The following is a 22252-nucleotide window of genomic DNA, read 5'->3' as shown; positions in this document are numbered from 1 at the left end:
GTCATCGAGTCGTTGCCATGGGTCATCTGAACCGCGCTTGCGGATTACTGTTCACGTCGGTCTGCGGTCTGCTGCTGTGCAGCGCCCTGCACGGTGCCGCCTGGGCCGCGCATCCACGCACCTTCGAGTTGTACATGGCCGAGGCGCCACCGCTGACCATGGCTGGCGAGGCAGGTCAGCAAGGTATCCTCGGCGACGCCGCCCGGCAGGCGATGGTGCTGGCGGGTTATCACACCACTGTCAGTGTACTGCCCTGGCTCAGAGCGCAACGCACGGTGCAACAAGGGCAGGACATGCTCATCGTGCCGCTCTCACGCACCCCCGACAGGGAGGCGAGCTACACCTGGATCGCGCCGATCATGAGCATGGACCGGGCGTTCTTCAGCCTCGACAAGCGGGTCGACAGCTTCGCCGAGGCGCGTCGCACCTATCACCGGATCGCGGTGGGCCTGGGCAGTGCGCAAGAGCGCAAGCTGCAGGACGAAGGCTTCGACGCGTCGCAGATCTACCCGTTGCGCATTGGCGAGAACCCCGCGCAGATGCTGTTGTTGGGGCGCGTCGACGCCTGGTTCAATGGCGTGCCGGAGTCGCAGTACATCTGGCGCCAGGTGTCCGAGCGGCAGTTGTTGATGAGTCCGGTGTTGATGACCACGGACTTGTACCTGGCCTGTTCGAAGAGCTGTTCGCCGCACATGGTGCTGGGTTTGCGAAAGGCGGTGCAAACCTTGCACCGCGACGGTTCGATAAAGAAACTGTTGGAGCGTTACCTGACCGCCCCGCTTTGAGCACGGTGGTGCTGCCGGACGCGGCTCGCGCCGCTGCTACAGAAGGCGTGTCATGATGTTACAAAGACACGCCCCCCGTATCGCCAGTATCCGGTAGCAGCGGCGCCAGCCGCGTTGGCGGTGCACGCGGTGGGTCAGGCCTGGGCGCGGGCGCTGTGGAGTTTCTTGTAGCTGTCGATCAGGCGCAGATGACGATCCAGGCCTTCGAGCTTCATGCTCGTCGGCGTCAGGCCATGGAAGCGCACGCTGCCGTCCACCGAACCCAGCGCCGCGTCCAGCCGCGCATCGCCGAACATGCGGCGGAAATTGGCCTCGTAATCGGCCATGTCCAGATCGCTGTCCAGCTGCACCTCGAGCACCACGTTCAAGACCTGGAAAAACAGCACACGCTCCTGAGTATTGGCGTTGTACTGCAGGAACATCTCGACCAGCTCCTTGGCGTCGTCGAAGCGCTCCAGCACCAGTTGGATCAGCACCTTCAACTCCAGAATGGTCAACTGCCCCCACACCGTGTTCTCGTCGAACTCGATGCCGATCAAGGTGCGGATATCGGTGTAGTCGTCCAGTTCCGACTCTTCCAGGCGCTGCAACAGATCGCCCAGTGCATCGTCATCCAGACGATGCAGATTGAGAATGTCTTCGCGGAAAAACAGCGCCTTGTTGGTGTTGTCCCAGATCAGGTCTTCGATCGGATAGATCTCCGAATACCCTGGCACCAGAATCCGGCACGCCTTGGCGCCCAGGTGCTCGTAGACCGCCATGTACACCTGCTTGCCCATCCCGTCGAGGATGGCGAACAGCGTCGCTGCTTCCTCGGCATTGGCGTTGTCGCCCTGGGCGGTGAAGTCCCAGTCGGCAAAGGCGAAGTCGGCCTTGGCACTGAAGAAGCGCCACGACACCACGCCACTGGAGTCGATGAAGTGCTCGACGAAGTTGTTCGGCTCCATCAGTGCATGGCTTTCGAAGGTCGGTTGCGGCAAGTCGTTGAGCCCCTCGAAACTGCGGCCCTGGAGCAACTCGGTGAGGCTGCGCTCCAGCGCCACTTCCAGGCTTGGATGGGCGCCGAACGACGCGAACACGCCGCCGGTGCGCGGGTTCATCAGGGTCACGCACATCACCGGGAAGCGCCCGCCCAGGGAGGCGTCCTTGACCAGCACCGGAAAGCCCTGCTCTTCCAGCCCCTGGATGCCCGCCACGATGCCGGGATAGCGCGCCAGTACCTCGGCCGGAACATCGGGCAGCGCCAGTTCACCCTCGAGAATCTCGCGCTTGACCGCCCTTTCGAAGATCTCCGACAGGCACTGCACCTGGGCCTCGGCCAATGTATTGCCGGCACTCATGCCGTTGCTCAGGTACAGGTTCTCGATCAGGTTGGACGGGAAATACACCGTCTCGCCATCCGACTGACGCACGAAAGGCAGCGAGCAGATACCGCGCTCGATGTTGCCCGAGTTGGTGTCGTACAGATGGGAGCCGCGCAGTTCGCCATCGGGGTTGAAGATGGGCAGGCAGTGCGCATCGAAGATTTCCGCGGGCAGCGCATCCTTGCGGCCCGGCTGGAACCAGCGCTCGTCGGGGTAATGGACGAAGTCGGCCTGGGCGATGTCCTCGCCCCAGAACTGGTCGTTGTAGAAGAAGTTGCAATTCAGCCGCTCGATGAATTCACCCAGGGCCGAGGCCAGCGCGCTTTCCTTGGTCGCGCCCTTGCCGTTGGTGAAGCACATTGGCGAGTAGGCATCGCGGATGTGCAGCGACCAGACATTGGGCACGATGTTGCGCCACGAGGCGATCTCGATCTTCATGCCCAGCCCGGCGAGGATGCCGGACATGTTGGCGATGGTCTGCTCCAGCGGCAGGTCCTTGCCCAGCACATAGGTGCTGGCGCCCGCCTGCTGGGTCGGCATCAACAGGGCCTGGGCATCGGCGTCGAGGTTGTCGACTTCTTCGATGATGAAGTCCGGCCCGGTCTGCACCACCTTCTTCACGGTGCAGCGGTCGATGGAGCGCAGGATGCCCTGGCGGTCCTTGGTCGACATGTCCGCCGGCAACTCGACCTGGATCTTGAAGATCTGGTTGTATCGGTTTTCCGGGTCGACGATGTTGTTCTGCGACAGGCGGATGTTGTCGGTGGGTATGTTGCGCGTGTTGCAGTACAGCTTGACGAAGTACGCCGCGCACAGCGCCGAGGATGCCAGGAAATAGTCGAAAGGCCCCGGTGCCGAGCCGTCGCCCTTGTAGCGAATGGGTTGGTCCGCCACCACCGTGAAATCGTCGAACTTGGCTTCAAGTCGAAGGTTGTCGAGAAAATTGACCTTGATTTCCATGGGGGCGCACCTGATACCGGCAAAAACGAATGGCGCGCATTATCCGGTTTTTTCACGTGTGCGTCTTGGCCGATCACCGACTGTGATGGACGCGCTGGCGAACGGACCGCTGCGGTGACACTAAATCGCCGTCACCAGTGAATTTTTTGGTGTCAATTTGTATCTCATGGGGACAAGCCGCTTTGACACAAGAGAAACACCCATGAAATCTCGCAGAAAAAAAGGCAACCCGATCGGGTTGAACGACATCACCATCGTCGATGACGTCAAGATGCGCAAGGCGATCACCGCCGCGGCGCTTGGCAACGCCATGGAATGGTTCGACTTCGGTGTCTACGGCTTCGTGGCCTACGCCCTGGGCAAGGTGTTCTTCCCAGGCGCTGACCCTAGCGTGCAGATGATCGCGGCCCTGGCTACCTTCTCCGTGCCTTTCCTGATTCGCCCCCTGGGTGGCCTGTTCTTCGGCGCACTGGGCGACAAATACGGCCGGCAGAAAGTCCTCGCCGCCACCATCGTGATCATGTCGCTGAGCACTTTCGCGATCGGCTTGATTCCGTCCTACGACTCCATCGGAATCTGGGCACCGATCCTCTTGCTGCTGGCGAAGATGGCGCAGGGCTTTTCGGTGGGCGGTGAATACACCGGCGCTTCGATCTTCGTCGCCGAGTACGCCCCGGACCGCAAGCGCGGCTTCCTCGGCAGCTGGCTGGACTTCGGTTCGATCGCCGGTTTCGTGCTCGGCGCAGGTGTGGTGGTCGGCATCTCCGCCGTGATCGGCGAAGAGAAATTCCTCGACTGGGGCTGGCGCGTGCCGTTCTTCCTGGCCTTGCCGCTGGGCATGATCGGCCTGTACCTGCGTCACGCGCTGGAAGAAACCCCGGCGTTCCAGCAACACGTCGAAAAACTCGAACAAGGTGACCGCGAAGGTCTGGCCGGTGGCCCCAAGGTCTCGTTCAAAGAGGTGGCGACCAAGCACTGGCGTAGCCTGCTGACCTGCATCGGCATCGTGGCGGTGACCAACGTCACCTACTACATGCTGCTCACCTACATGCCCAGCTACCTGTCGCACAACCTGCACTACAGCGAAAGCCATGGCGTGCTGATCATCATCGCGATCATGGTCGGCATGTTGTTCGCGCAGCCGGCGATCGGTTATGCCAGCGACAAGTTCGGCCGCAAGCCCTTCATCCTGTTCGGCAGCATCGGCCTGTTCTTCCTGGCCATTCCGGCGTTCATGCTGATCAACAGCGGCCAGATCGGACTGATCTTCGCCGGCCTGCTGATGCTGGCCGTGGTGCTCAACTTCTTCATCGGCGTGATGGCCTCGACCCTGCCGGCGATGTTCCCCACGCACATTCGCTACAGCGCCCTGGCCAGCGCGTTCAACGTCTCGGTACTGATCGCCGGCCTGACCCCGACGGCCGTGGCGTGGCTAGTGGAAAGCACCGACGACCTTTACATGCCCGCCTATTACCTGATGGTGTTCGCCGTGGTCGGCTTCGTCACCGCCGTGACCATGAAGGAGACGGCCAACAAACCTCTACGCGGTGCAGCGCCAGCGGCGTCGGACATCGAGGAAGCCCGTGAGTTGCTGGTCGAACACCACGACAACATCGAGCATAAGATCGAAGACATCGACACGCAGATCGCCGAGCTGGAAGCCAAGCGCAAGTCATTGGTGGAACAGCATCCACGCATCAACTAAGCCCCATCCTGGCCTGGCTGCAAACCGCGCCCGCGGCTTTCAGCCTTTGGCCAGTCGCTCGCGCAGGTAGTCGACCACGGCGGCCTGGTCGCCGGCGAACTCGATCCGCGATGCCTTGCTTTCACGCTGAAAGGCGTACATCGGATCGTAGTATTCGTGCAGCAATCCCTCGATCCACCCCCGGTGCAAATCGACCTGGCCGGTGCGCTGCTGTTCTTCCAATGCGGCCTGCATCTGTGCCTGCAGGCGCTGATGCCGCTCGCCGCCCAGGCGCTTGTAGATCCGATCAAGGCTTTGCAATAGGCGTTCGGCAAACAACTCGTGGCCGTGCTCGCCATGCAGGGCGACGAACTCCGCGCACAGGTCCACTACGTAGTCCCGTAGGATGCGCTCGACACGGTTATGGAAGCTGTCTTCCAGCCACACCAGGGGATAACCCTGCATGCCCTGATGCAACGTCAACGGCACGTTGCAGCTGCCGACCAGACGGCTTTCGTCTTCGAGCACGAACTGCTCGATGCCGGCGGCGCGCTTTTTCAGCACGTCGATGGCCAGGCGGTTCTCGAAATCGATCTGCGCTGGCTGTCCGGTCGCACGCTTGCCGAAGCTGGAGCCCCGGTGGTTGGCATGCCCTTCCAGGTCCAGGGCATTGCTCAACTGCGCCAGTACGTCGGTCTTGCCGGTGCCGGTCATGCCGCCCAGCACCACGAACCGGCATTGCTCCACCGCCTGCTCGAGGGTGTCGAGCAGGAAGCTGCGCATGGCCTTGTAGCCGCCCAGCACCCGCGGGTAGTCGATCCCGGCTTCGTGCAGCCAGCGTTGCACGGTCTGCGAACGCAGCCCGCCGCGGAAGCAATACAGATAGCCGTGCGGATTGGCCTGGGCGAATGCCGCCCAGGCCGCGATCCGCTGCGCCTTGATGTCGCCGGACACCAGGCGATGGCCCAGGGCGATGGCAGCCTCCTGGCCTTGCTGCTTGTAGCAGGTACCGACCTTCTGCCGTTCCAGGTCGTCCATCAGCGGCAGGTTGTGCACGCCTGGGAACGCGCCCTTGTCGAACTCCACCGGCGCACGGGCGTCCATCATCGGCACATCGCCCAGGAACAACGCGCGGTAGTCGCTGCTGTTGTCACGCATCAGACCACCTCGACCGCATGGGGCAGACGCTCAATCAAACTGCCGATGGGGGCAAGCTGCAGACCCAGTTCGGCGGCCACTGCGACGAACTCGGCTTCACCGGCGGCGCTGACTGCGACCAGCAAGCCGCCGCTGGTCTGCGGGTCGCAGAGCAGGTCACGCTGGTCATCGGTCAGGGCAGCGATGCGTTCGCCGTAGCTTTCGTAGTTACGTTGGGTGCCGCCGGGCACGCAGCCTTCGCGCAGGTAGTGATCGATGCCGGGCAGGCGCGGCACGGCGGCGTAGTCCAGACGCGCGGTGAGCTGCGCGCCATCGGCCATCTCCACCAGATGCCCGAGCAGGCCGAAACCGGTGACGTCGGTCATGGCGCTGACGCCAGCCAGCTTGCCGAAGCGGCTGCCAGGCTTGTTCAGGGTGCACATCCAGTCGCGGGCCACGCCGACGTCTTCGTCGCGCAGCCTGGATTTCTTCTCGGCCGTGGTGAGGATGCCGATGCCCAGCGGCTTGGTCAGGTACAGACGGTCGCCGACCTGGGCGGTATCGTTGCGCTTCATGTGGCGTTTGTCGACCAGGCCGGTCACCGCCAGGCCGAAGATGGGTTCAGGCGCGTCGATCGAATGCCCGCCAGCCAGGGGAATGCCGGCGGCGTCGCACACCGCGCGGCCGCCGCGGATTACCTCGCGGGCTACTTCCGGCGCCAGCAGGTTGACCGGCCAGCCGAGAATCGCGATGGCCATCAACGGGTCGCCACCCATGGCATAGATGTCGCTGATCGCGTTGGTGGCGGCAATGCGCCCGAAATCGAACGGGTCATCGACGATGGGCATGAAGAAATCGGTGGTGGACACCACCCCGCGTTCTTCGTCGATGGCGTACACCGCCGCGTCGTCGCGCGAAGCATTGCCGACCCACAGCTTGGGGTCCAGGTTCTGCGCACCGCTGCCGGCCAGAATCACCTCCAATACCTTGGGCGAGATCTTGCAGCCGCAACCGGCGCCATGGCTGTACTGGGTCAAACGGATGGGCGAATTCATGGCAGCATTCTCGACGTCCTGGAAACAGGCTGCGAAGTCTATCAAAGCTGGCCTTTCCTGCAGTGACTCTTATAATCGCGCCAGCCCTGTCCAGCTCGGCACGCGCCGCCCAGGCGCTCCGTGCGCCGCCCCTTTGGAGACTCACCATGTTCAAGCGCTCCCTGTCACTGGTTGCCGGCCTCGCCCTGTGCGCCAGCGCGGTCACCAGCTTTGCCGCCGATGTTCTGCGCGTTTCCGCCATCCCCGACGAAGCACCCACCGAACTGCTGCGCAAGTTCAAACCGCTGGGCGCCTACCTCGAGCAGCAAACCGGCATGAAGGTCGAGTTCGTGCCAGTGGCCGACTACCCGGCGGTGGTCGAGGCCTTGGCGACCGATCGCCTGGACATGGCCTGGCTGGGCGGCTTCACTTTCGTCCAGGTGAACCAGAAGACCGGCAACGCCATTCCCCTGGTGCAGCGCGAGCAGGATGCCCAGTTCACCAGCAAATTCATCACCAGCGACCCGAACGTCAAGTCGCTGGCGGACCTCAAGGGCAAGAGCTTCGCGTTCGGCTCGATCTCGTCGACTTCCGGCAGCCTGATGCCGCGGTATTTCATGCTGCAGGACAATATCAAGCCTGAGACCTATTTCAGCCGTGTCGCCTACTCTGGTGCCCATGACGCCACCGCAGCGTGGGTGCAGGCCGGCAAGGTCGATGCCGGCGTGCTCAATGCCAGCGTCTGGCAGAAGCTGGTCGACAGCGGCAAGGTCGACACCAACAAGGTCAAGGTGTTTGCCACCACGCCGACCTACTTCGACTACAACTGGACCGTGCGCGGCACCCTCGACCCGGCGTTGGCGGAAAAGCTCAAGCAGGCGTTCCTTGCCCTCGACCCGGCCAAGCCGGAAGACAAGGCGATTCTCGACCTGCAGGCAGCCAGCCGCTTCATCGCCACCAAGCCTGAGAACTACAAAGGCATTGAGGACGCCGCCCGCGCTGCCGATCTGTTGAAATGACCCTGCGCCTGACGGCCGTCGACCTGCGCCACCGCAATGGTGTGCAGGCCCTGCGCGACGTGCACCTGAGCATTGCCGCGGGTGAGCGCGTGGCGATCATCGGCCCTTCAGGCGCCGGCAAGTCCAGCCTGCTCAACGTGCTGGCGACCGCCCTGCAGCCCAGCGCCGGCGAGCTGGCGCTGCTGGGTGTGCAGCCCTGGCAGCTGAGCAGTCGCGTGCGCCAGCGCCTGCGCGCGCGTATTAGCTTGATCCATCAGGCCCCGCCGCTGCCGCCCCGGCAACGGGTGGTCACGGCGGTGCTGGCCGGCAAGCTGGGGCAATGGGGCCTGGGCAAGAGCCTGCTCAACCTTCTGCATCCGGTGGACATCGCCGGCGCCCATGCGCTGCTGGCGCGGCTGGACCTGGACGACAAACTGTTCGCCCAATGCCAGCAGCTGTCGGGCGGGCAATTGCAGCGCGTCGGCATCGCTCGCGCCCTGTATCAACAGCCAGAGTTGTTACTGGCCGACGAGCCGGTTTCGGCGATGGACCCCAGGCTGGCCCGGCATACCCTGGACCTGCTCTGCCAGCACGCCAGCGAACAGCGCGTCACCCTGGTGGCCAGCCTGCACACGGTGGAGCTGGCCCTGGCCTGCTTCCCACGAATCATCGGCGTGCGCGACGGCCAGATCGCCTTCGACCTGAGCGCCGCCGAAGTCACCCCACAACGCCTGGATGATTTGTATGCCAACGCGCAGCTGAGCCGTGCCCCCACGTCAGCGGACACCGCGACGCCCTGGCTGCCGCGATGCTGAGTCGGCACCACCGCGATCCGGCCGCTTTGCCGCGGCTGCTGCTGGCCGCCCTGGCCGTGCTGTTGCTGTGGCCCGGCATCCGTCTGGCCGAGCTGAACCCAGGCGTGCTGTTCGATCCGGCCGTCAGCCGATCCACCGGTGCCTTCCTGGCCAGTTTCTGGCCGCCGGCCCATGATCAGGACTTTCTGGCGTTGCTGTGGGACGCGACCTTGCAGACCTTGGCCATCGCCACCGCAGGCATGTTTCTGGCGCTGATGCTTGCGGTACCCGCCAGCCTGCTGGCCAGCCGCGCGCTGTCGCTGTCGGCGGCCAGCATCGGCGCTCAACCCGGCTGGCTCGGCACCTGCCTGCGCTGGCCGGTGCGTGGCGTGCTGATCTTTCTGCGCAGCGTGCCGGAGATCGTCTGGGCCTTGCTGTTCGTCCGCGCCGTAGGCCTGGGCCCGACCGCCGGTGTGCTGGCGATTGCCATCACCTACGCAGGAATGCTCGGCAAGGTGTATGCCGAGATCTACGAGTCGGCCGATCAACGTCCGGCCCAGGCCCTGATGCGTGCGGGCGCCGGACGCCTGGCCGCGTTCGCCTATGGCACGCTTCCGGCCGCTGCCGCCGAACTGATGTCGTACACCGTGTACCGCTGGGAATGCGCAGTGCGCGCCTCGGTGGTGATGGGCTTCGTCGGCGCCGGTGGGCTGGGCCAACAGATCGACCTGTCGATGCGCATGTTCGCTTCGGCCGAGGTGGCCAGCATTCTGCTGACGTTCATCGTTCTGGTGCTGGTCGCCGACTTGCTCAGCCGGGTGCTGCGAGGGCGTTTCACATGAGGCGCCTGGGCAATGCGGTGCTGGTACTGGCCATCATCCTGGCGGTGATCGCCTCCTTCGCCTATCTGGGCCTGAACCCGTTCAACCTGGGCGATGCCGACAGCCTGGGTCACATGGCTCGTTACGCGGCGCGCTTTCTGTCTCCGGATTTCACCGCCGAACACCTGTGGGCCGTGGGCCATGCCGCACTGGAGACCCTGGCGATGTCGGCTCTGGGCACGTTACTGGCCGCGGTGGCTGCCCTGCTGCTGGCGATCCCCGCCGCCGGCCGGTTGGGCTGGCCCATGCAGGGCCTGGCCAAGCTGCTGCTCAATGCCCTGCGTGCAGTACCCGAGTTGGTGTGGGCGGTGCTGATGGTGCTGGCGGCCGGGCTCGGACCCAACGCCGGCACCCTGGCGCTGGCCTTGCATACGGCGGGCGTGCTCGGCCGCCTGTTCGCCGAAGCGTTGGAAAACACCCCGCCCGAACCCGCCAATGCGATTCGCCTGCAGGGCGGCAACGCCTGGCTGGCGTTCTGCTACGGCACCCTGCCCATCCTCTGGCCACAGCTGCTGGCCTACACCCTGTACCGCTGGGAAAACAACATTCGCATGGCCAGCATCCTCGGCTTCGTCGGCGCCGGCGGGCTGGGCCAGATGCTCTACGTCACCCTCAGCCTGTTCCAGGAAGCACGCGCCAGCACGCTCATTCTGGCCATGCTGGTCCTGGTGCTGGCGGTGGATGCCCTGAGTGGCTGGATGCGCCAGCGCTGGATTCGTCTCTAGTCGGCAGTCACCTGTCTGCAAAACGCTGCAATGTGTCTGCTACGAGCGGATTTCGCCATTAGTCGCGTTGACAAGATCGTCAGGAGCTGTCGATAATCCGAGCCAAGTCATACGACAACAGATGACAAAATAATAACGACAAAGGTCTCGCTCATGACAGGCATTCACTCCACCCAAAATCCCTTCAACCGCCTTCTCCTGACCGGCGCCGCCGGTGGTCTGGGGAAGGTGCTTCGAGAAAGCCTCAAACCCTTTGCCCGCACCCTGCGGCTCTCCGATATCACCCCCCTGTCGGCAGGTGCCGACGCCCAGCAAGCCGATCCCCATACCGAAATCCAGCTGTGCGATCTCGCCGACAAGCAAGCGGTGCATGATCTGGTGCAAGGCGTGGACGCCATCGTGCATTTTGGCGGCGTGTCGGTGGAGCATGCTTTCGAAGATATCCTGGGCCCCAATATCTGCGGGGTGTTTCACATCTACGAAGCCGCGCGCCGGCACGGCGTCAAGCGCGTGGTGTTCGCCAGTTCCAACCACGTGATCGGTTTCTACAAGCAGGACGAAACCATCGACGCTCATTCGCCGCGGCGTCCGGACAGCTACTACGGGTTGTCCAAATCCTATGGCGAAGACCTGGCCACCTTCTACTTCGATCGCTACGGCATCGAAACCGTCAGCATCCGCATCGGCTCCTCGTTCCCCGAGCCCGCCAACCGCCGGATGATGAGCACCTGGCTCAGCTTCGACGACCTGACTCGCCTCATCGAACTGAGCCTGTTCACCCCCAACGTCGGCCACACCGTGGTCTACGGGGCCTCGGCCAACCGCGACCTGTGGTGGGACAACCGCTTTGCCGCGCACTTGGGCTTCACCCCCAAGGACAGCTCGGAAGTCTTCCGCGACAAGATCGAAGCTCAACCGATGCCCGCTGCCGACGATCCGGCACGCGTCTATCAGGGCGGCGCCTTCGTGGCTTCCGGGCCATTTGGCGACAACTGAATCCTTTGCGACACCAAAACAACAACAACGCTGGAGTTATCCATGGATTTCAAACGCACGTTACTCGTAGCAGCACTCCCGCTCGCCTTCTGCCTGTCCGGGCTGGCGCAGGCCGCGATCAACATCAAGTTCGCCGAAGTGCACCCGGCCGGCTATCCGCCGGTGGTGGCCGAGCAGGAAATGGGCAAGAAACTCGTAGAACAGAGCAAGGGCGAGATCACCTTCAAGATGTTCGCCGGCGGTGTGCTGGGCTCGGAGAAGGAAGTGGTCGAGCAGGTCCAGAGCAACGCGGTGCAGATGACCCGGGTCAGCCTGGGCATCGTCGGCCCGGTGGTACCGGACGTCAACGTGTTCAACCTGCCGTTCATCTTCCGTGACCAGGCGCACATGCGCAGCATCATCGACGGTGAAATCGGCCAGGAGATCCTCGACAAGATCACCAATTCCGAATTCAACCTGGTCGCCCTGGGCTGGATGGATGGCGGCACGCGCAACCTTTACAGCAAAAAACCGGTGCGTCAGATCAGCGACCTCAAAGGCATGAAGATTCGCGTGCAGGGCAACCCGGTGTTCATCGAAACCATCAACGCGATGGGCGGCAACGGCATCGCCATGGCCACTGGTGAGATCTTCAGCGCCCTGCAGACCGGCGTGATCGACGGCGCCGAGAACAACCCGCCGACCATGCTCGAACACAACCACTACCAGAACGCGAAGTTCTACACGCTGACCGAGCATCTGATCCTGCCCGAGCCCATCGTGATGTCGAAAATCACCTGGAACAAGCTCAACCCGGAACAACAGGCGCTGGTGAAGAAACTCGCCCGCGAGGCGCAGATGGAAGAGCGCGTGCTGTGGGACAAGAAATCCAGCGAAGCGGAAGCCAAGCTCAAGGCCGGTGGCGTGGAATTCATCACCCTGACGCCTGAGCAGAAGAAAGCCTTCTACGACGCCACTCAACCGGTGCGTGACAAGTACGGCGCGCCGTACAAAGAGCTGATCACCCGTATCGAAGCCGTCAAGTAAGTCTGTCCGTCAACACCACAGGGGACCGGGCCTGCGCCCGCTCCCCTGCCGCTGGGTGAGCCTCATGAAAAACACTGTGCTGCGTTTCAACGACTTGCTTTACCGGGTCTGCACCGGGATCGCCGGCTTGTCGGTCCTGACCATGACCCTGATCATTCCATGGGGCATCTTTACCCGCTACGCCCTGGGCAGCGGTTCCAGCTGGCCGGAGCCGGTCGCCATCCTGCTGATGGTGGTCTTCACCTTTTTCGGCGCGGCGGCCAGCTACCGGGCCGGCGCGCACATGGCCGTGGCGATGGCCGTGGACCGCATGCCGGCGCAGGTCCGCCGCTACGCCGCAGTCGGCGTGCAGATCCTGATGGCGGTGGTCGCGCTGTTCATGATCTTCAAGGGCTTCAAGCTGTGCGCCAACACCTGGAACCAGTACCTGGGCGAAATCCCTTCCATGCGGGTGGGCATCTCCTACCTGCCCATTCCGATTGGCGGCGTCGTGACTTTGATCTTTGTCCTGGAAAAGCTGTTCCTGGGTGACCAGAGCCACCGCGCCGTGATGCGGTTCGACGTTGTAGAAGCCAGTGAAGGTGCCGCGTAAATGGATGCTCTCATACTGTTGGGCAGCTTTATCGCGCTGATTCTGGTGGGCATGCCGGTGGCGTACGCGCTGGGTTTGTCGGCCTTGATCGGTGCCTGGTGGATCGATATTCCGGCCGATGCCTTGATGATCCAGATCGCCGGTGGGGTGAACAAGTTCTCGTTGCTGGCCATTCCGTTCTTCGTGCTGGCCGGTGCGATCATGGCCGAAGGTGGCATGTCGCGCCGACTGGTAGCCTTCGCTGGCGTGCTGGTGGGGTTCGTGCGTGGGGGGCTGTCCCTGGTCAACATCGTCGCCTCGACGTTTTTCGGGGCCATCTCCGGCTCGTCCGTGGCCGACACCGCCTCGGTGGGCTCGGTGCTGATTCCGGAAATGGAGCGTGCTGGTTATCCGCGCGACTTCTCCACGGCAGTGACGGTCAGTGGCTCGGTGCAAGCCTTGCTGACGCCACCGAGCCACAACTCGGTGCTGTACTCGCTGGCTGCCGGTGGCTCGGTGTCGATCGCCTCGCTGTTCATGGCCGGGATCATGCCGGGGCTGTTGCTCAGTGCGGTGATGATGGGCCTGTGCATGATCTTTGCGCGCAAGCGCAACTATCCCAAGGGCGAAGTCATTCCCATGCGCCAGGCGCTGAAAATCGCCGGTGAGGCGTTGTGGGGGCTGATGGCGCTGGTGATCATCCTCGGCGGTATCCTGTCGGGCGTGTTCACTGCGACCGAGTCGGCGGCCATCGCCGTGCTGTGGTCGTTCTTCGTCACCATGTTCATCTACCGCGACTACAAGTGGCGTGATCTGCCCAAGCTGATGCACCGGGCGGCACGGACCATTTCCATCGTGATGATTCTGATCGGCTTCGCTGCCAGCTTCGGCTACATCCTGACGCTGATGGAAATCCCGATGAAGATCACCACGGCGTTCCTGACGCTGTCGGACAACCGCTACGTGATCCTGATGTGCATTAACGTGATGCTGCTGATGCTGGGCACGATCATGGACATGGCGCCGCTGATCCTGATTCTGACGCCGATCCTGCTGCCGGTGATCGTCAGCGTGGGTGTGGACCCGGTGCATTTCGGCATGATCATGCTGGTGAACCTGGGCATCGGCTTGATCACGCCCCCGGTAGGCGCGGTGTTGTTCGTGGGTGCGGCGGTGGGCAAGGTGACCATCGAAGCCACGGTCAAGGCGCTGCTGCCGTTCTACCTGGCCTTGTTCATGGTGTTGATGCTGGTGACCTATATCCCCGCTATCTCGCTGTGGCTGCCGAGCGTGGTGTTGTAAAGCCGATTGTCGCGGTGTGTGCGACACACCGCGGCAGTCCGTCACGCCAAAATCCCTGTAGCAGCGGCGCAAGCCGCGTCAGCGATACATGCGGTCAAGCTGTTACACCGCGGCGAATTCGGGCGCGGCTTGCGCCGCTGCTACGGGGGCAATGCGGGGCGTATAGACGATGGGGCGGTGTTCGGCTGCCAATCGGCATTCCCAGCGCCAGGCGTCGCGCAACATGTCTTCCAGGGTGCGTCGGGCCTGCCAGCCCAGTTCACGGCGTGCCTTGTCCGGATCGGCCCAGCACTGGGCAACATCGCCCGCGCGTCTGGGCTCGAACACCAGCGGCACAGACACACCGCACGTGCGCGTGAACGCATCGACCACCTGCAACACCGAATAGCCCTGCCCGGTCCCCAGGTTCCACACCCGCACCCCGCTGCCGCCGATCAAGGCCTGCAACGCCAGCCAATGCCCTTCGGCCAAATCCATCACATGTACGTAATCGCGAACCCCGGTGCCATCCGCCGTGGCGTAGTCTTTGCCGTACACATGCAGCACGTCCCGCTGCCCGCTCGCCACCTGCAACAGATAAGGCAAGAGATTGTTCGGCACCTGCGCAGGTGCCTCGCCCAGCTCGCCGGAATCATGCGCGCCGATGGGGTTGAAATACCGCAACAGCCCCACCGACCAGCGCGCATCGGAAGCTGCCAGGCTGGTCATGACGTTCTCCGCCATCAGCTTGGAAAACCCGTAGGGATTGGTCGGCAGTCCGGTGGCACAGGTTTCGTCGATGGGCATCCGGGGACTGTCGCCATAGACCGTCGCCGACGAACTGAAAATCAGGGTGAAGACCCCTGCGGCTGCCATCGCCTGACACAGCGTGATGCTGCCGCCAACGTTGCTGTCGTAGTAGCGCAGGGGCTCGCGCACGCTTTCGCCCACGGCCTTCAGGCCTGCGCAGTGGATCACCGCAGTGATCGGAAAGTCCGCGAACACGGCATCCAGCTGCGCCCTGTTGCGTATATCCCCCAGCACGAAGCGTGCACGGCGCCCGCTCAGCCGGGCGATGCGCTCAAGGGTGGTGCGCGAGCTGTTGCACAGATTGTCGAGAATGACCACGGTTTGCCCATGGGCCAGCAGTTGCAACACGACCTGCGCGCCGATGTAACCCGTACCGCCTGTGACCAGAATCATCGTTGCCACTCCCCCGTCTCGCCCGCAGGCGACACGTACCAGTCCAATTCATGGGATAGCACCTGCGTGATACGACGACGGGATCAGGCCTATCCACGTATGGGCATGGAGCAGCCGGGGAGTTCCACCGCGATGCCGGACGGTCGCGCAAGGAAAGTTGAACGAGCGTCGTGGCGGCGGCGTCCAAACCTTGCCAGTGCGCAGACCGTGATCCGATCACCCAGCCGCACTGCCGCGCACAATCCCCTCGGGTGGCGTCGAAGCAGGGTTCAACCTGGCTTCAGTCCCGATTCAGGCTCCGAACCAAGGACAACACCATGACCGATGTGGCGCCGCCCGGCCTTACCCCTGCTTCTCGTTCCGATGCCCTGCGCGACTCTGCGCCGACACGCCGGCCGCTCATGCTCTGCCTTTCCCATTTGCGCTGGGGTTTCGTCTATCAGCGACCCCAACACGTCATGTCGCGCCTGGCGCAGAGCTACGACGTGCTGTTCTTCGAAGAACCGGTGTTCGCCGACAACGCCAAGCCGCAGTTGCTGAGCAGCCAGCCCACCCAAGGGGTGACCGTGCTGGTGCCGCAGTTGCCGGCGGGCGTGCCGCACGAACGGGTGATCGCCCTGCAGCGCGAATTACTCGATACCTATCTGGCCGAGCATCCACACGACGAACTGCTGCTGTGGTACCTGACGCCGATGAGCCTGGCGTTCACCGAGCACCTCAAGGGCCAGGTGACGATCTTCGACTGCATGGATGAGCTGTCGGCCTTCATGGGTGCACCGCCCGAGCTGATCGACCGGGAGCAGCAGTTGCTGGCCCGCGCCGATGTGGTGTTCACCGGTGGTCACAGTCTGTGGGAAGCCAAGCGGCATCAGCACGCCAACGCCCATTCGATGCCCAGCAGCGTCGACATCGCGCACTTCGCCAAGGCCCGCGACTTGCTGCCCGACCCAGCCGACCAGGCAGGCATCAGCCGTCCGCGCCTGGGTTTCTTCGGCGTCATCGACGAGCGCTTCGACATCCAGCTGGTCGACGAACTCGCCCGGCAGCGTCCGCAATGGCAGGTCGTGTTGATCGGTCCGGTGGTCAAGATCGATCCACAGACCCTGCCCCGGCGCGCCAACATCCACTACCTGGGCGCCAAGCAATACAACGAGCTGCCCCAGTACCTGGCCGGTTGGGACGTTGCGTTGATGCCATTCGCCATCAACGCCTCGACGCGCTTCATCAGCCCAACCAAGACTCCCGAATACCTGGCCGGTGGGCGCCCAGTGGTGTCCACGCCGATTGCCGACGTGATCAGCGGCTACGGTGCCAGCGGCGTCGTGGCCATTGCCGATACGCCCGCCGCGTTCATCGCGGCGGTTGAACAGGCCTTGAGCGCCGAGGCTCGCGACAGCGTGCTGGCTCAGGCCGATGCAGCATTGAACGGTATGTCGTGGGACAAAACCTGCGCGGCCATGAAGGAGCAGATCGAATGCCTCAGGTAACCCTCGACAGCGCCAGCCGCGGTCCTTCCACGCACGCTGATGGACGTCCCTACGACTACGTCGTGGTGGGCGCAGGCTTTGCCGGCAGCGTCATTGCCGAGCGCCTGGCCGAAGGGCTGGGTTTGAACGTGCTGGTGATCGACCGACGCGAACACATCGGCGGCAACGCCTACGACCACCTCGATGCCGCCGATGTCATGGTCCATCGCTATGGGCCGCACATCTTCCACACCAATGCCCCGCGCATCGTCGACTACCTCTCGCGGTTCACCCAGTGGCGCCCCTACGAGCACCGGGTATTGGCCCAGGTCGACGGGCACCTGGTGCCGATCCCGATCAACCTGACCACGCTCAACACCCTGTTCGGCCTGCAAATGGACGAAGCCCAGGCCGAGCGTTTTCTCGCCGACCGTGCACAACCGGTGGAATGCATCCGGACCTCCGAGGACGTGGTGATCAACCAGATCGGCCAGGAGCTCTACCAGAAGTTCTTCCAGGGCTACACCCGCAAGCAGTGGGGCCTGGACCCTTCGCAGCTGGACAAATCGGTGACCTCGCGGATCCCGACGCGTACCAACGACGACGATCGGTACTTCACCGATAGCTTTCAGGCCATGCCGCTGGAAGGCTACACGCGCATGTTCGAGAACATGCTCGACCATCCGCGTATCGACGTGCTGCTGGACACCGATTTCGCCAAGGTTCGCGAGCAGTTGTCCTATGCGCAATTGATCTACTGCGGGCCGGTGGACGAGTATTTTGACTTCCGCCTGGGCCGCCTGCCCTACCGCTCGCTGCGTTTCGAGCACAAGACCCTGGAGCAGCCGCAGCTGCAAGCGGTGGCCGTGGTCAACTATCCGGATGAAGCGGTGCCCTATACGCGCATCACCGAATACAAGCACCTGACCGGGCAGGAACATCCGCAGACCAGCATCACCTACGAATATCCCTGCGCCGACGGCGACCCCTACTACCCCATTCCGCGCGCTGAAAACGCTCAGTTGTATCAACGCTACAAGGCGCTGGCCGACGAGACGCCGGGGGTAACCTTCCTTGGCCGGTTGGGTACCTACAAGTACTACAACATGGACCAGGTCGTGGGTCAGGCGCTCGCGCTGTTCCAGCGGATCGAGCAACAGGGCCAGCCGGTGCATGGAGGCATGGCAGCAGCCACGTTGCTCGACGGGCAAGGGGCTTGAGGCACGAACGCAGGGCTGGTCGGAGTGATGCATGACCGGCCCTGGTCTGTTCAAGACGTTCACCATGGCCGGTTACGAATGCGCGTCGCAGCGCCGCGGCGATGGCCAGCGGGTCGATGTGCAGGTCAGTACCGGCCATCTGCGCTGGGCGGCGCGGGACTACGCTCAGCTACGCGCCAGCGGCATTGAGTGCGCGCGCGATGGCTTGCGCTGGCATGAGATCGAGCGACAGCCGGGGCACTACGACTGGAGCAGTTTCCTGCCGTTGCTGCGGGCCGCGCGCGACTGCGATGTGCAGGTGGTGTGGGACCTGGCGCATTACGGGTATCCAGACGGATTGGACATCTGGCGCCCCGAGTTCGTCGAGCGCTTCGCCCGGTTCGCCGGCGCGGTTGCCCGGCTGATGGTCGATGAAGGCCTGGAAGCGCCGTTCTATTCGCCGGTCAACGAGATCTCGTTCTGGAGCTGGGCAGGTGGCGACGTTGCCTACTTCAACCCTCGCGCCCATGGCCGTGGGTTGGAACTCAAGCATCAATTGGTGCGGGCCAGCATTGCGGCAATCGAGGCGATTCGCGTGCACGCGCCGCAGGCGCGGTTCGTCCAGTGCGATCCGTTGATTCACGTGGTGCCCGACTCTGCGCGCAGTGTAGATCAGGAGCGTGCCGAGGGTCATCGGTTGTCGCAGTTCCAGGCGTGGGACATGTTGGCCGGTCGTCAATGGCCCGGGTTGGGTGGGCGTGAGGATTACCTGGACATCATCGGGGCGAATTTCTACCCGCAGAACCAATGGCGACAAAATGGCGAACGGATTCTGCAAGGGCATCCCGAATTTCGCCCGCTGGCGGGGTTGTTGACTGAGCTGCATCGGCGCTATGGCCGGCCGATTCTGCTGGCCGAAACGGGCGCCGAGGGTGATGCCCGCGGGCCGTGGCTGGAGTACGTGGGCCATCAGCTGGCGTTGGCGCTGCAACGCGGCGTCGATGTGCAGGGGTTGTGCTGGTATCCGTTTCTGGATTACCCCGGTTGGGACGACGGCCGCTACTGCCCTGCAGGCGTGTTCGGCTTCGCCGACGGCGAAGGTTCACGGGCACCGTATCATCCGTTGCTGGTGCAGTTGCAGGAATTGGAACGCCAGCATGGGCGTGCCAGGTAATCGAGTACGCCGCTGCCTGTATGCGTAGGAGCGGTCGGTGGCCGCGAAGAAAGCCCTGCGGATTCACGAATGCACCACGGCGCCCAGTTCGCGGCCACAGACCGCTCCCACGAAGCATCTACATCGATAGGAAGGGTCGCAGCAGCGGCGCGAGCCGCGTCCCCCACCCACCCCAATCCCCTGTAGCAGCGGCGCAAGCCGCGTCATCGGTCGATGCAATATCAATGGCAGGCGGTCAGCAGCAACTCCTCGAAGCTGGCCCCATCCAGCGGGCGGCTCAGGTAATAGCCCTGGCCCTCGTCGCACGCCACCGAGTCAAGCAGCCGCAGGTGCTCCTGGGTTTCCACGCCTTCGGCCGTTACCGTCAGCGACAACGCCCGACCCAGACCAATCACCGCCTCGATAATGGCCAGGTCCGGTTGGCTGTCGCCCAGCCGGCTGACGAAACTGCGGTCGATCTTCAGCCCATCGAACGGAAACGAACGCAGGTAGCTCAGTGATGAATAACCGGTGCCGAAATCGTCCATCGCCAAGCGCACGCCCAATGCCTTGAGCGCACGCATCAAGGTCAGGGCGTTGTCGGCATCCTCGAGCATGACGCTTTCGGTAACCTCCAATTCGAGCCTCGCCGCGGTCAGGCCCGTGCGCTGCAACGCGGCCTTGACCCGTTCCACCAGTTGCCCATTCTGGAATTCCTTGGACGACACGTTGACCGAAATGAACAGCGCTTCAGGCCACTGGCTGGCTTGCCGGCAGGCGGCGTTCATTACCCAGTCGCCCAGCGCCGTGATCAGCCCCGTGTCTTCGGCAATCGGAATGAACGCGTCGGGCGCCAGCAGGCCACGCTGCGGATGTTGCCAGCGCACCAGCGCCTCGGCCCCGACCATCTGCCCGTCGGATATGCGAAACCGCGGCTGGTAGTGCAAGCGCAGTTCGCCGTGCTTGATCGCATAGCGCAGGTCGCTTTCCAGACGCCGGCGCTCGACGATGCGCGCATTCATGTCCCCATCGTAGAAGCGCCAGGTGCCGCGCCCACTGGCCTTGGCCTCGTACAGCGCGATGTCGGAATAGCGCAGCAACTCGGGCGCGTGCGCGGCATCGCCCGGCGACACGGCGATGCCGATGCTGGCGCTGACATGGATGTCCTGGTCGTCGACTTCGATGACCTGCTCGATCAGCTCGATCAGCCGTCGGCACAGCGCTTCGATCTCTTCATGGCCGATCGGACCTGCGACCACCATGACGAACTCGTCGCCACCGACCCGGGCGACGATGTCCTGGCTGCGCACGCACTGCCTGATACGTGCGCCGATCTCGTACAGCACACGGTCGCCGGTGGCGTGTCCAAGCAGGTCGTTGACCGGTTTGAAGCGGTCCAGGTCGATGGTCAGCATGATCAGCGACTGGCTGGCGGCCAGCGCGTTTTCCAGACGGCTTTCCAAGTAGTCGCGCAGCTGGCTGCGGTTCGGCAGCCCGGTCAGCACGTCATGCCGCGAGAGGTACTCGACCCGTCGCCTGGCCTCGATTTCCTCGGTGACATCGGTGGCCGTGCCACGAAAGCCCTGGACCCCGATGGTGCGCGCAGCGATGCGGGCGGTGCGTCGATGCAGGTGCACGTCCACATAGCTGCATTCGGTGGTCAGGTTGCAGTGCCCGTCGTTGCTGCGCAGCCAGGCCAGCAGGCTGCCGTCGGGCAAGTCCACTCGCTCGTCGATGCAGGTCCCCAGCCAATGAGCCTTGTCCAGCCCGGTGACCGCCTCGAAGCGGTCGGACAGGTAGGTCACGCGCCCGTCGCAGTCGGTTTCCCAGATCCAGTCGGAGCTGGCCTCGGCAACGTCGCGAAAGCGCGACTCGCTCTGCGCCAGCGCGGCCTGGCTGTTGCGCAGCAGCTCGTGGCTGCCGTCCAGGGCGCGCGCCGCGCGGGTGTTGCGGCGCAGCATGACCCAGGTCATGCCGAAGATGATCAGCGTCGTCAGAACGATCAGGGGCAGGACCACGATGATCATCTGCCGCCCCGGCCGGACGGCGTCCCACTGCAGATCGAAGGCCGTGCCGTGCTCGCCTGTCAGCGACGCGTGCGCCGCCGTGGCGTCGTTCGGGCGAGCCATGCGCACGCCCTGCAGCCCCATGTTCGCGCCCAGCGTTTCGAGCCGCTGCGGATCGAGCCGGTTGACTACCAGCATGACCGAGGGCAGCCGGTCGTCTGCCTGCACGGTGGGGTCGGTGCTGGGCGTGATCGCCGCCGCCACCACCAGCGCCGGTGTGCCGGCAAGGCTGGTGAGTGCCGTGAAGACTTTTTCGTCATCGGCCAGCCCGCGCGCCGCAGCCACCCATTCGTCGACGGGTCGCCCGAGCCAATCGGCTGCGGCGACGGTTTCGTACTTGCCGTCGATCACCGCATACACCGAGCGGTTGCTCGGCCCTATGACGAACGCCGCCTGGTAGCCGAAATCGTCGTACAGCGCCGGGCCGAAGTTCTCGCGTACGTAGGCCCACTCCATGTCCACTGTGAGGTGCAGGTGCCGATAGGCTTCGCCCCAGAAAGAGTAATCCTTGATGGTCAGCTGCAAGAGCCGGCGCTCGGCCTCGATGCTTTTCTGCACCAGCGACTGGCCCTGGGCCTGCTCCGTGCTATCCAGGCCACGGGCGAAATACAGTGACAACGAGACGGCCAGGGCAAAGACCACGGCTAGGCTGGCGCAGAACGTGACCAACGACGCCTGAGCCAAAGACGTGCTGCTCGCGGGGCGGGCACCGGATGCGGGAGAGGTAAAGCTGGACTTGAGCATGGAGAGCCTGAAAGAGATACGCGGAGCCGTTACAAAGCGTATCGGCCGCGCTTCGACTTCCATGAACAGGGGGCGGTGGTGGGAGCAGGTTTTGTGGGAGCGGGCTCTGCCCGCGAAGGGTTCGCGGTGCCCATTTCGCGGGCAGAGCCCGCTCCCACAGAAGTCCCTGCACAAGCGCCCCTCAC

The 22252-nt window shown here is 63.7% G+C and carries 18 protein-coding genes; 13 read left to right on the top strand and 5 right to left on the bottom strand.

Features of this window, described 5'->3' with window-relative positions; genetic code table 11:
- Positions 1 to 17: 17 nt before the first annotated feature.
- Complete coding sequence (locus tag LT40_RS06450; RefSeq protein ID WP_043193381.1) at positions 18 to 785, top strand: substrate-binding periplasmic protein; 768 nt, start codon at positions 18 to 20, stop codon at positions 783 to 785.
- A gap of 134 nt (positions 786 to 919) precedes the next feature.
- On the opposite strand, the gene LT40_RS06445 is transcribed toward LT40_RS06450, so the two are convergent.
- Positions 920 to 3109 carry an OsmC domain/YcaO domain-containing protein gene (locus LT40_RS06445; protein WP_043187843.1) on the bottom strand — a complete coding sequence of 730 codons (2190 nt, stop codon included), beginning with the start codon at positions 3107 to 3109 and terminating at the stop codon, positions 920 to 922.
- 202 nt (positions 3110 to 3311) lie between these two features.
- Between LT40_RS06445 and proP the strand changes: the two genes are divergently transcribed.
- A complete protein-coding gene (proP, locus tag LT40_RS06440; protein WP_043187841.1) occupies positions 3312 to 4814 on the top strand; it encodes a glycine betaine/L-proline transporter ProP in 1503 nt (500 codons plus the stop codon).
- Between the two features lie 39 nt (positions 4815 to 4853).
- Here the strand turns inward: proP and mnmH are convergent, their stop codons facing one another.
- Both mnmH and selD read right to left on the bottom strand, forming a co-directional pair.
- A complete protein-coding gene (mnmH, locus tag LT40_RS06435) occupies positions 4854 to 5951 on the bottom strand; it encodes a tRNA 2-selenouridine(34) synthase MnmH (protein WP_043187838.1) in 1098 nt (365 codons plus the stop codon).
- Positions 5951 to 6985, bottom strand: coding sequence for a selenide, water dikinase SelD (gene selD / locus LT40_RS06430; RefSeq protein ID WP_043193378.1), 1035 nt, complete (start codon positions 6983 to 6985; stop codon positions 5951 to 5953). The genes mnmH and selD overlap by 1 nt, the downstream gene beginning before the upstream one ends.
- A 146-nt stretch (positions 6986 to 7131) precedes the next feature.
- Between selD and LT40_RS06425 the strand changes: the two genes are divergently transcribed.
- The 8 genes from LT40_RS06425 (at position 7132) to LT40_RS06390 (ending at position 14257) form a co-directional block, all read left to right on the top strand.
- The gene (locus LT40_RS06425) at positions 7132 to 7983 is read left to right on the top strand and encodes a putative selenate ABC transporter substrate-binding protein (protein ID WP_043187835.1); all 852 of its coding nucleotides are present in this window, start codon (positions 7132 to 7134) and stop codon (positions 7981 to 7983) included.
- The gene (locus tag LT40_RS06420; protein WP_043187833.1) at positions 7980 to 8777 is read left to right on the top strand and encodes a phosphonate ABC transporter ATP-binding protein; all 798 of its coding nucleotides are present in this window, start codon (positions 7980 to 7982) and stop codon (positions 8775 to 8777) included. The genes LT40_RS06425 and LT40_RS06420 overlap by 4 nt, the downstream gene beginning before the upstream one ends.
- On the top strand, positions 8771 to 9598 hold the full coding sequence (locus LT40_RS06415; RefSeq protein WP_043187830.1) for a PhnE/PtxC family ABC transporter permease: 828 nt from the start codon (positions 8771 to 8773) through the stop codon (positions 9596 to 9598). Before LT40_RS06420 ends, LT40_RS06415 begins: the two co-directional genes overlap by 7 nt.
- Positions 9595 to 10362, top strand: coding sequence for a phosphonate ABC transporter, permease protein PhnE (phnE, locus tag LT40_RS06410; RefSeq protein WP_043187828.1), 768 nt, complete (start codon positions 9595 to 9597; stop codon positions 10360 to 10362). The genes LT40_RS06415 and phnE overlap by 4 nt, the downstream gene beginning before the upstream one ends.
- A 153-nt stretch (positions 10363 to 10515) precedes the next feature.
- Entirely contained in the window at positions 10516 to 11358 is an 843-nt protein-coding gene (locus LT40_RS06405; protein ID WP_043187825.1) for an NAD-dependent epimerase/dehydratase family protein, read from the top strand.
- Between the two features lie 42 nt (positions 11359 to 11400).
- Entirely contained in the window at positions 11401 to 12384 is a 984-nt protein-coding gene (locus LT40_RS06400) for a TRAP transporter substrate-binding protein (protein ID WP_043187821.1), read from the top strand.
- A gap of 64 nt (positions 12385 to 12448) precedes the next feature.
- Entirely contained in the window at positions 12449 to 12976 is a 528-nt protein-coding gene (locus LT40_RS06395) for a TRAP transporter small permease (RefSeq protein ID WP_043187817.1), read from the top strand.
- On the top strand, positions 12977 to 14257 hold the full coding sequence (locus LT40_RS06390) for a TRAP transporter large permease (RefSeq protein WP_043187815.1): 1281 nt from the start codon (positions 12977 to 12979) through the stop codon (positions 14255 to 14257).
- Positions 14258 to 14359: 102 nt separating this feature from the next.
- Here LT40_RS06390 and galE read toward each other — a convergent pair whose 3' ends face one another.
- A complete protein-coding gene (gene galE / locus LT40_RS06385) occupies positions 14360 to 15439 on the bottom strand; it encodes a UDP-glucose 4-epimerase GalE (protein WP_084139725.1) in 1080 nt (359 codons plus the stop codon).
- A 401-nt stretch (positions 15440 to 15840) separates the two neighbouring features.
- Here galE and LT40_RS06380 point away from each other — a divergent pair, with 401 nt between their 5' ends.
- The 3 genes from LT40_RS06380 to LT40_RS06370 are packed head-to-tail and all read left to right on the top strand — an operon-like array spanning position 15841 to position 19278.
- On the top strand, positions 15841 to 16926 hold the full coding sequence (locus tag LT40_RS06380) for a glycosyltransferase family 1 protein (protein ID WP_237749313.1): 1086 nt from the start codon (positions 15841 to 15843) through the stop codon (positions 16924 to 16926).
- Entirely contained in the window at positions 16914 to 18125 is a 1212-nt protein-coding gene (gene glf, locus LT40_RS06375; protein ID WP_043187811.1) for a UDP-galactopyranose mutase, read from the top strand. Before LT40_RS06380 ends, glf begins: the two co-directional genes overlap by 13 nt.
- A gap of 31 nt (positions 18126 to 18156) precedes the next feature.
- Positions 18157 to 19278, top strand: a complete 1122-nt coding sequence (locus tag LT40_RS06370; RefSeq protein WP_043187808.1) for a beta-glucosidase — start codon at positions 18157 to 18159, stop codon at positions 19276 to 19278.
- Between the two features lie 221 nt (positions 19279 to 19499).
- Here LT40_RS06370 and LT40_RS06365 read toward each other — a convergent pair whose 3' ends face one another.
- Positions 19500 to 22067: a bifunctional diguanylate cyclase/phosphodiesterase gene (locus LT40_RS06365; protein WP_043187805.1), complete on the bottom strand. Its 2568-nt coding sequence runs from the start codon at positions 22065 to 22067 to the stop codon at positions 19500 to 19502.
- Positions 22068 to 22252 lie beyond the last annotated feature (185 nt).

The organism is Pseudomonas rhizosphaerae (assembly GCF_000761155.1).
GTDB classification, from domain to species: Bacteria; Pseudomonadota; Gammaproteobacteria; order Pseudomonadales; family Pseudomonadaceae; genus Aquipseudomonas; species Aquipseudomonas rhizosphaerae.
Note: the sequence above shows the minus strand (reverse complement) of the source record. Positions and strands in the feature narration are given on the sequence as shown.

Bases quoted from the DNA above. Each gene is read 5' to 3' on its own strand.
- LT40_RS06450 (WP_043193381.1), top strand. From the start codon at position 18: ATGGGTCATCTGAACCGCGCTTGCGGATTACTGTTCACGTCGGTCTGC.
- LT40_RS06445 (WP_043187843.1), bottom strand. From the start codon at position 3,109: ATGGAAATCAAGGTCAATTTTCTCGACAACCTTCGACTTGAAGCCAAG.
- proP (WP_043187841.1), top strand. From the start codon at position 3,312: ATGAAATCTCGCAGAAAAAAAGGCAACCCGATCGGGTTGAACGACATC.
- mnmH (WP_043187838.1), bottom strand. From the start codon at position 5,951: ATGCGTGACAACAGCAGCGACTACCGCGCGTTGTTCCTGGGCGATGTG.
- selD (WP_043193378.1), bottom strand. From the start codon at position 6,985: ATGAATTCGCCCATCCGTTTGACCCAGTACAGCCATGGCGCCGGTTGC.
- LT40_RS06425 (WP_043187835.1), top strand. From the start codon at position 7,132: ATGTTCAAGCGCTCCCTGTCACTGGTTGCCGGCCTCGCCCTGTGCGCC.
- LT40_RS06420 (WP_043187833.1), top strand. From the start codon at position 7,980: ATGACCCTGCGCCTGACGGCCGTCGACCTGCGCCACCGCAATGGTGTG.
- LT40_RS06415 (WP_043187830.1), top strand. From the start codon at position 8,771: ATGCTGAGTCGGCACCACCGCGATCCGGCCGCTTTGCCGCGGCTGCTG.
- phnE (WP_043187828.1), top strand. From the start codon at position 9,595: ATGAGGCGCCTGGGCAATGCGGTGCTGGTACTGGCCATCATCCTGGCG.
- LT40_RS06405 (WP_043187825.1), top strand. From the start codon at position 10,516: ATGACAGGCATTCACTCCACCCAAAATCCCTTCAACCGCCTTCTCCTG.
- LT40_RS06400 (WP_043187821.1), top strand. From the start codon at position 11,401: ATGGATTTCAAACGCACGTTACTCGTAGCAGCACTCCCGCTCGCCTTC.
- LT40_RS06395 (WP_043187817.1), top strand. From the start codon at position 12,449: ATGAAAAACACTGTGCTGCGTTTCAACGACTTGCTTTACCGGGTCTGC.
- LT40_RS06390 (WP_043187815.1), top strand. From the start codon at position 12,977: ATGGATGCTCTCATACTGTTGGGCAGCTTTATCGCGCTGATTCTGGTG.
- galE (WP_084139725.1), bottom strand. From the start codon at position 15,439: ATGATTCTGGTCACAGGCGGTACGGGTTACATCGGCGCGCAGGTCGTG.
- LT40_RS06380 (WP_237749313.1), top strand. From the start codon at position 15,841: ATGCTCTGCCTTTCCCATTTGCGCTGGGGTTTCGTCTATCAGCGACCC.
- glf (WP_043187811.1), top strand. From the start codon at position 16,914: ATGCCTCAGGTAACCCTCGACAGCGCCAGCCGCGGTCCTTCCACGCAC.
- LT40_RS06370 (WP_043187808.1), top strand. From the start codon at position 18,157: ATGACCGGCCCTGGTCTGTTCAAGACGTTCACCATGGCCGGTTACGAA.
- LT40_RS06365 (WP_043187805.1), bottom strand. From the start codon at position 22,067: ATGCTCAAGTCCAGCTTTACCTCTCCCGCATCCGGTGCCCGCCCCGCG.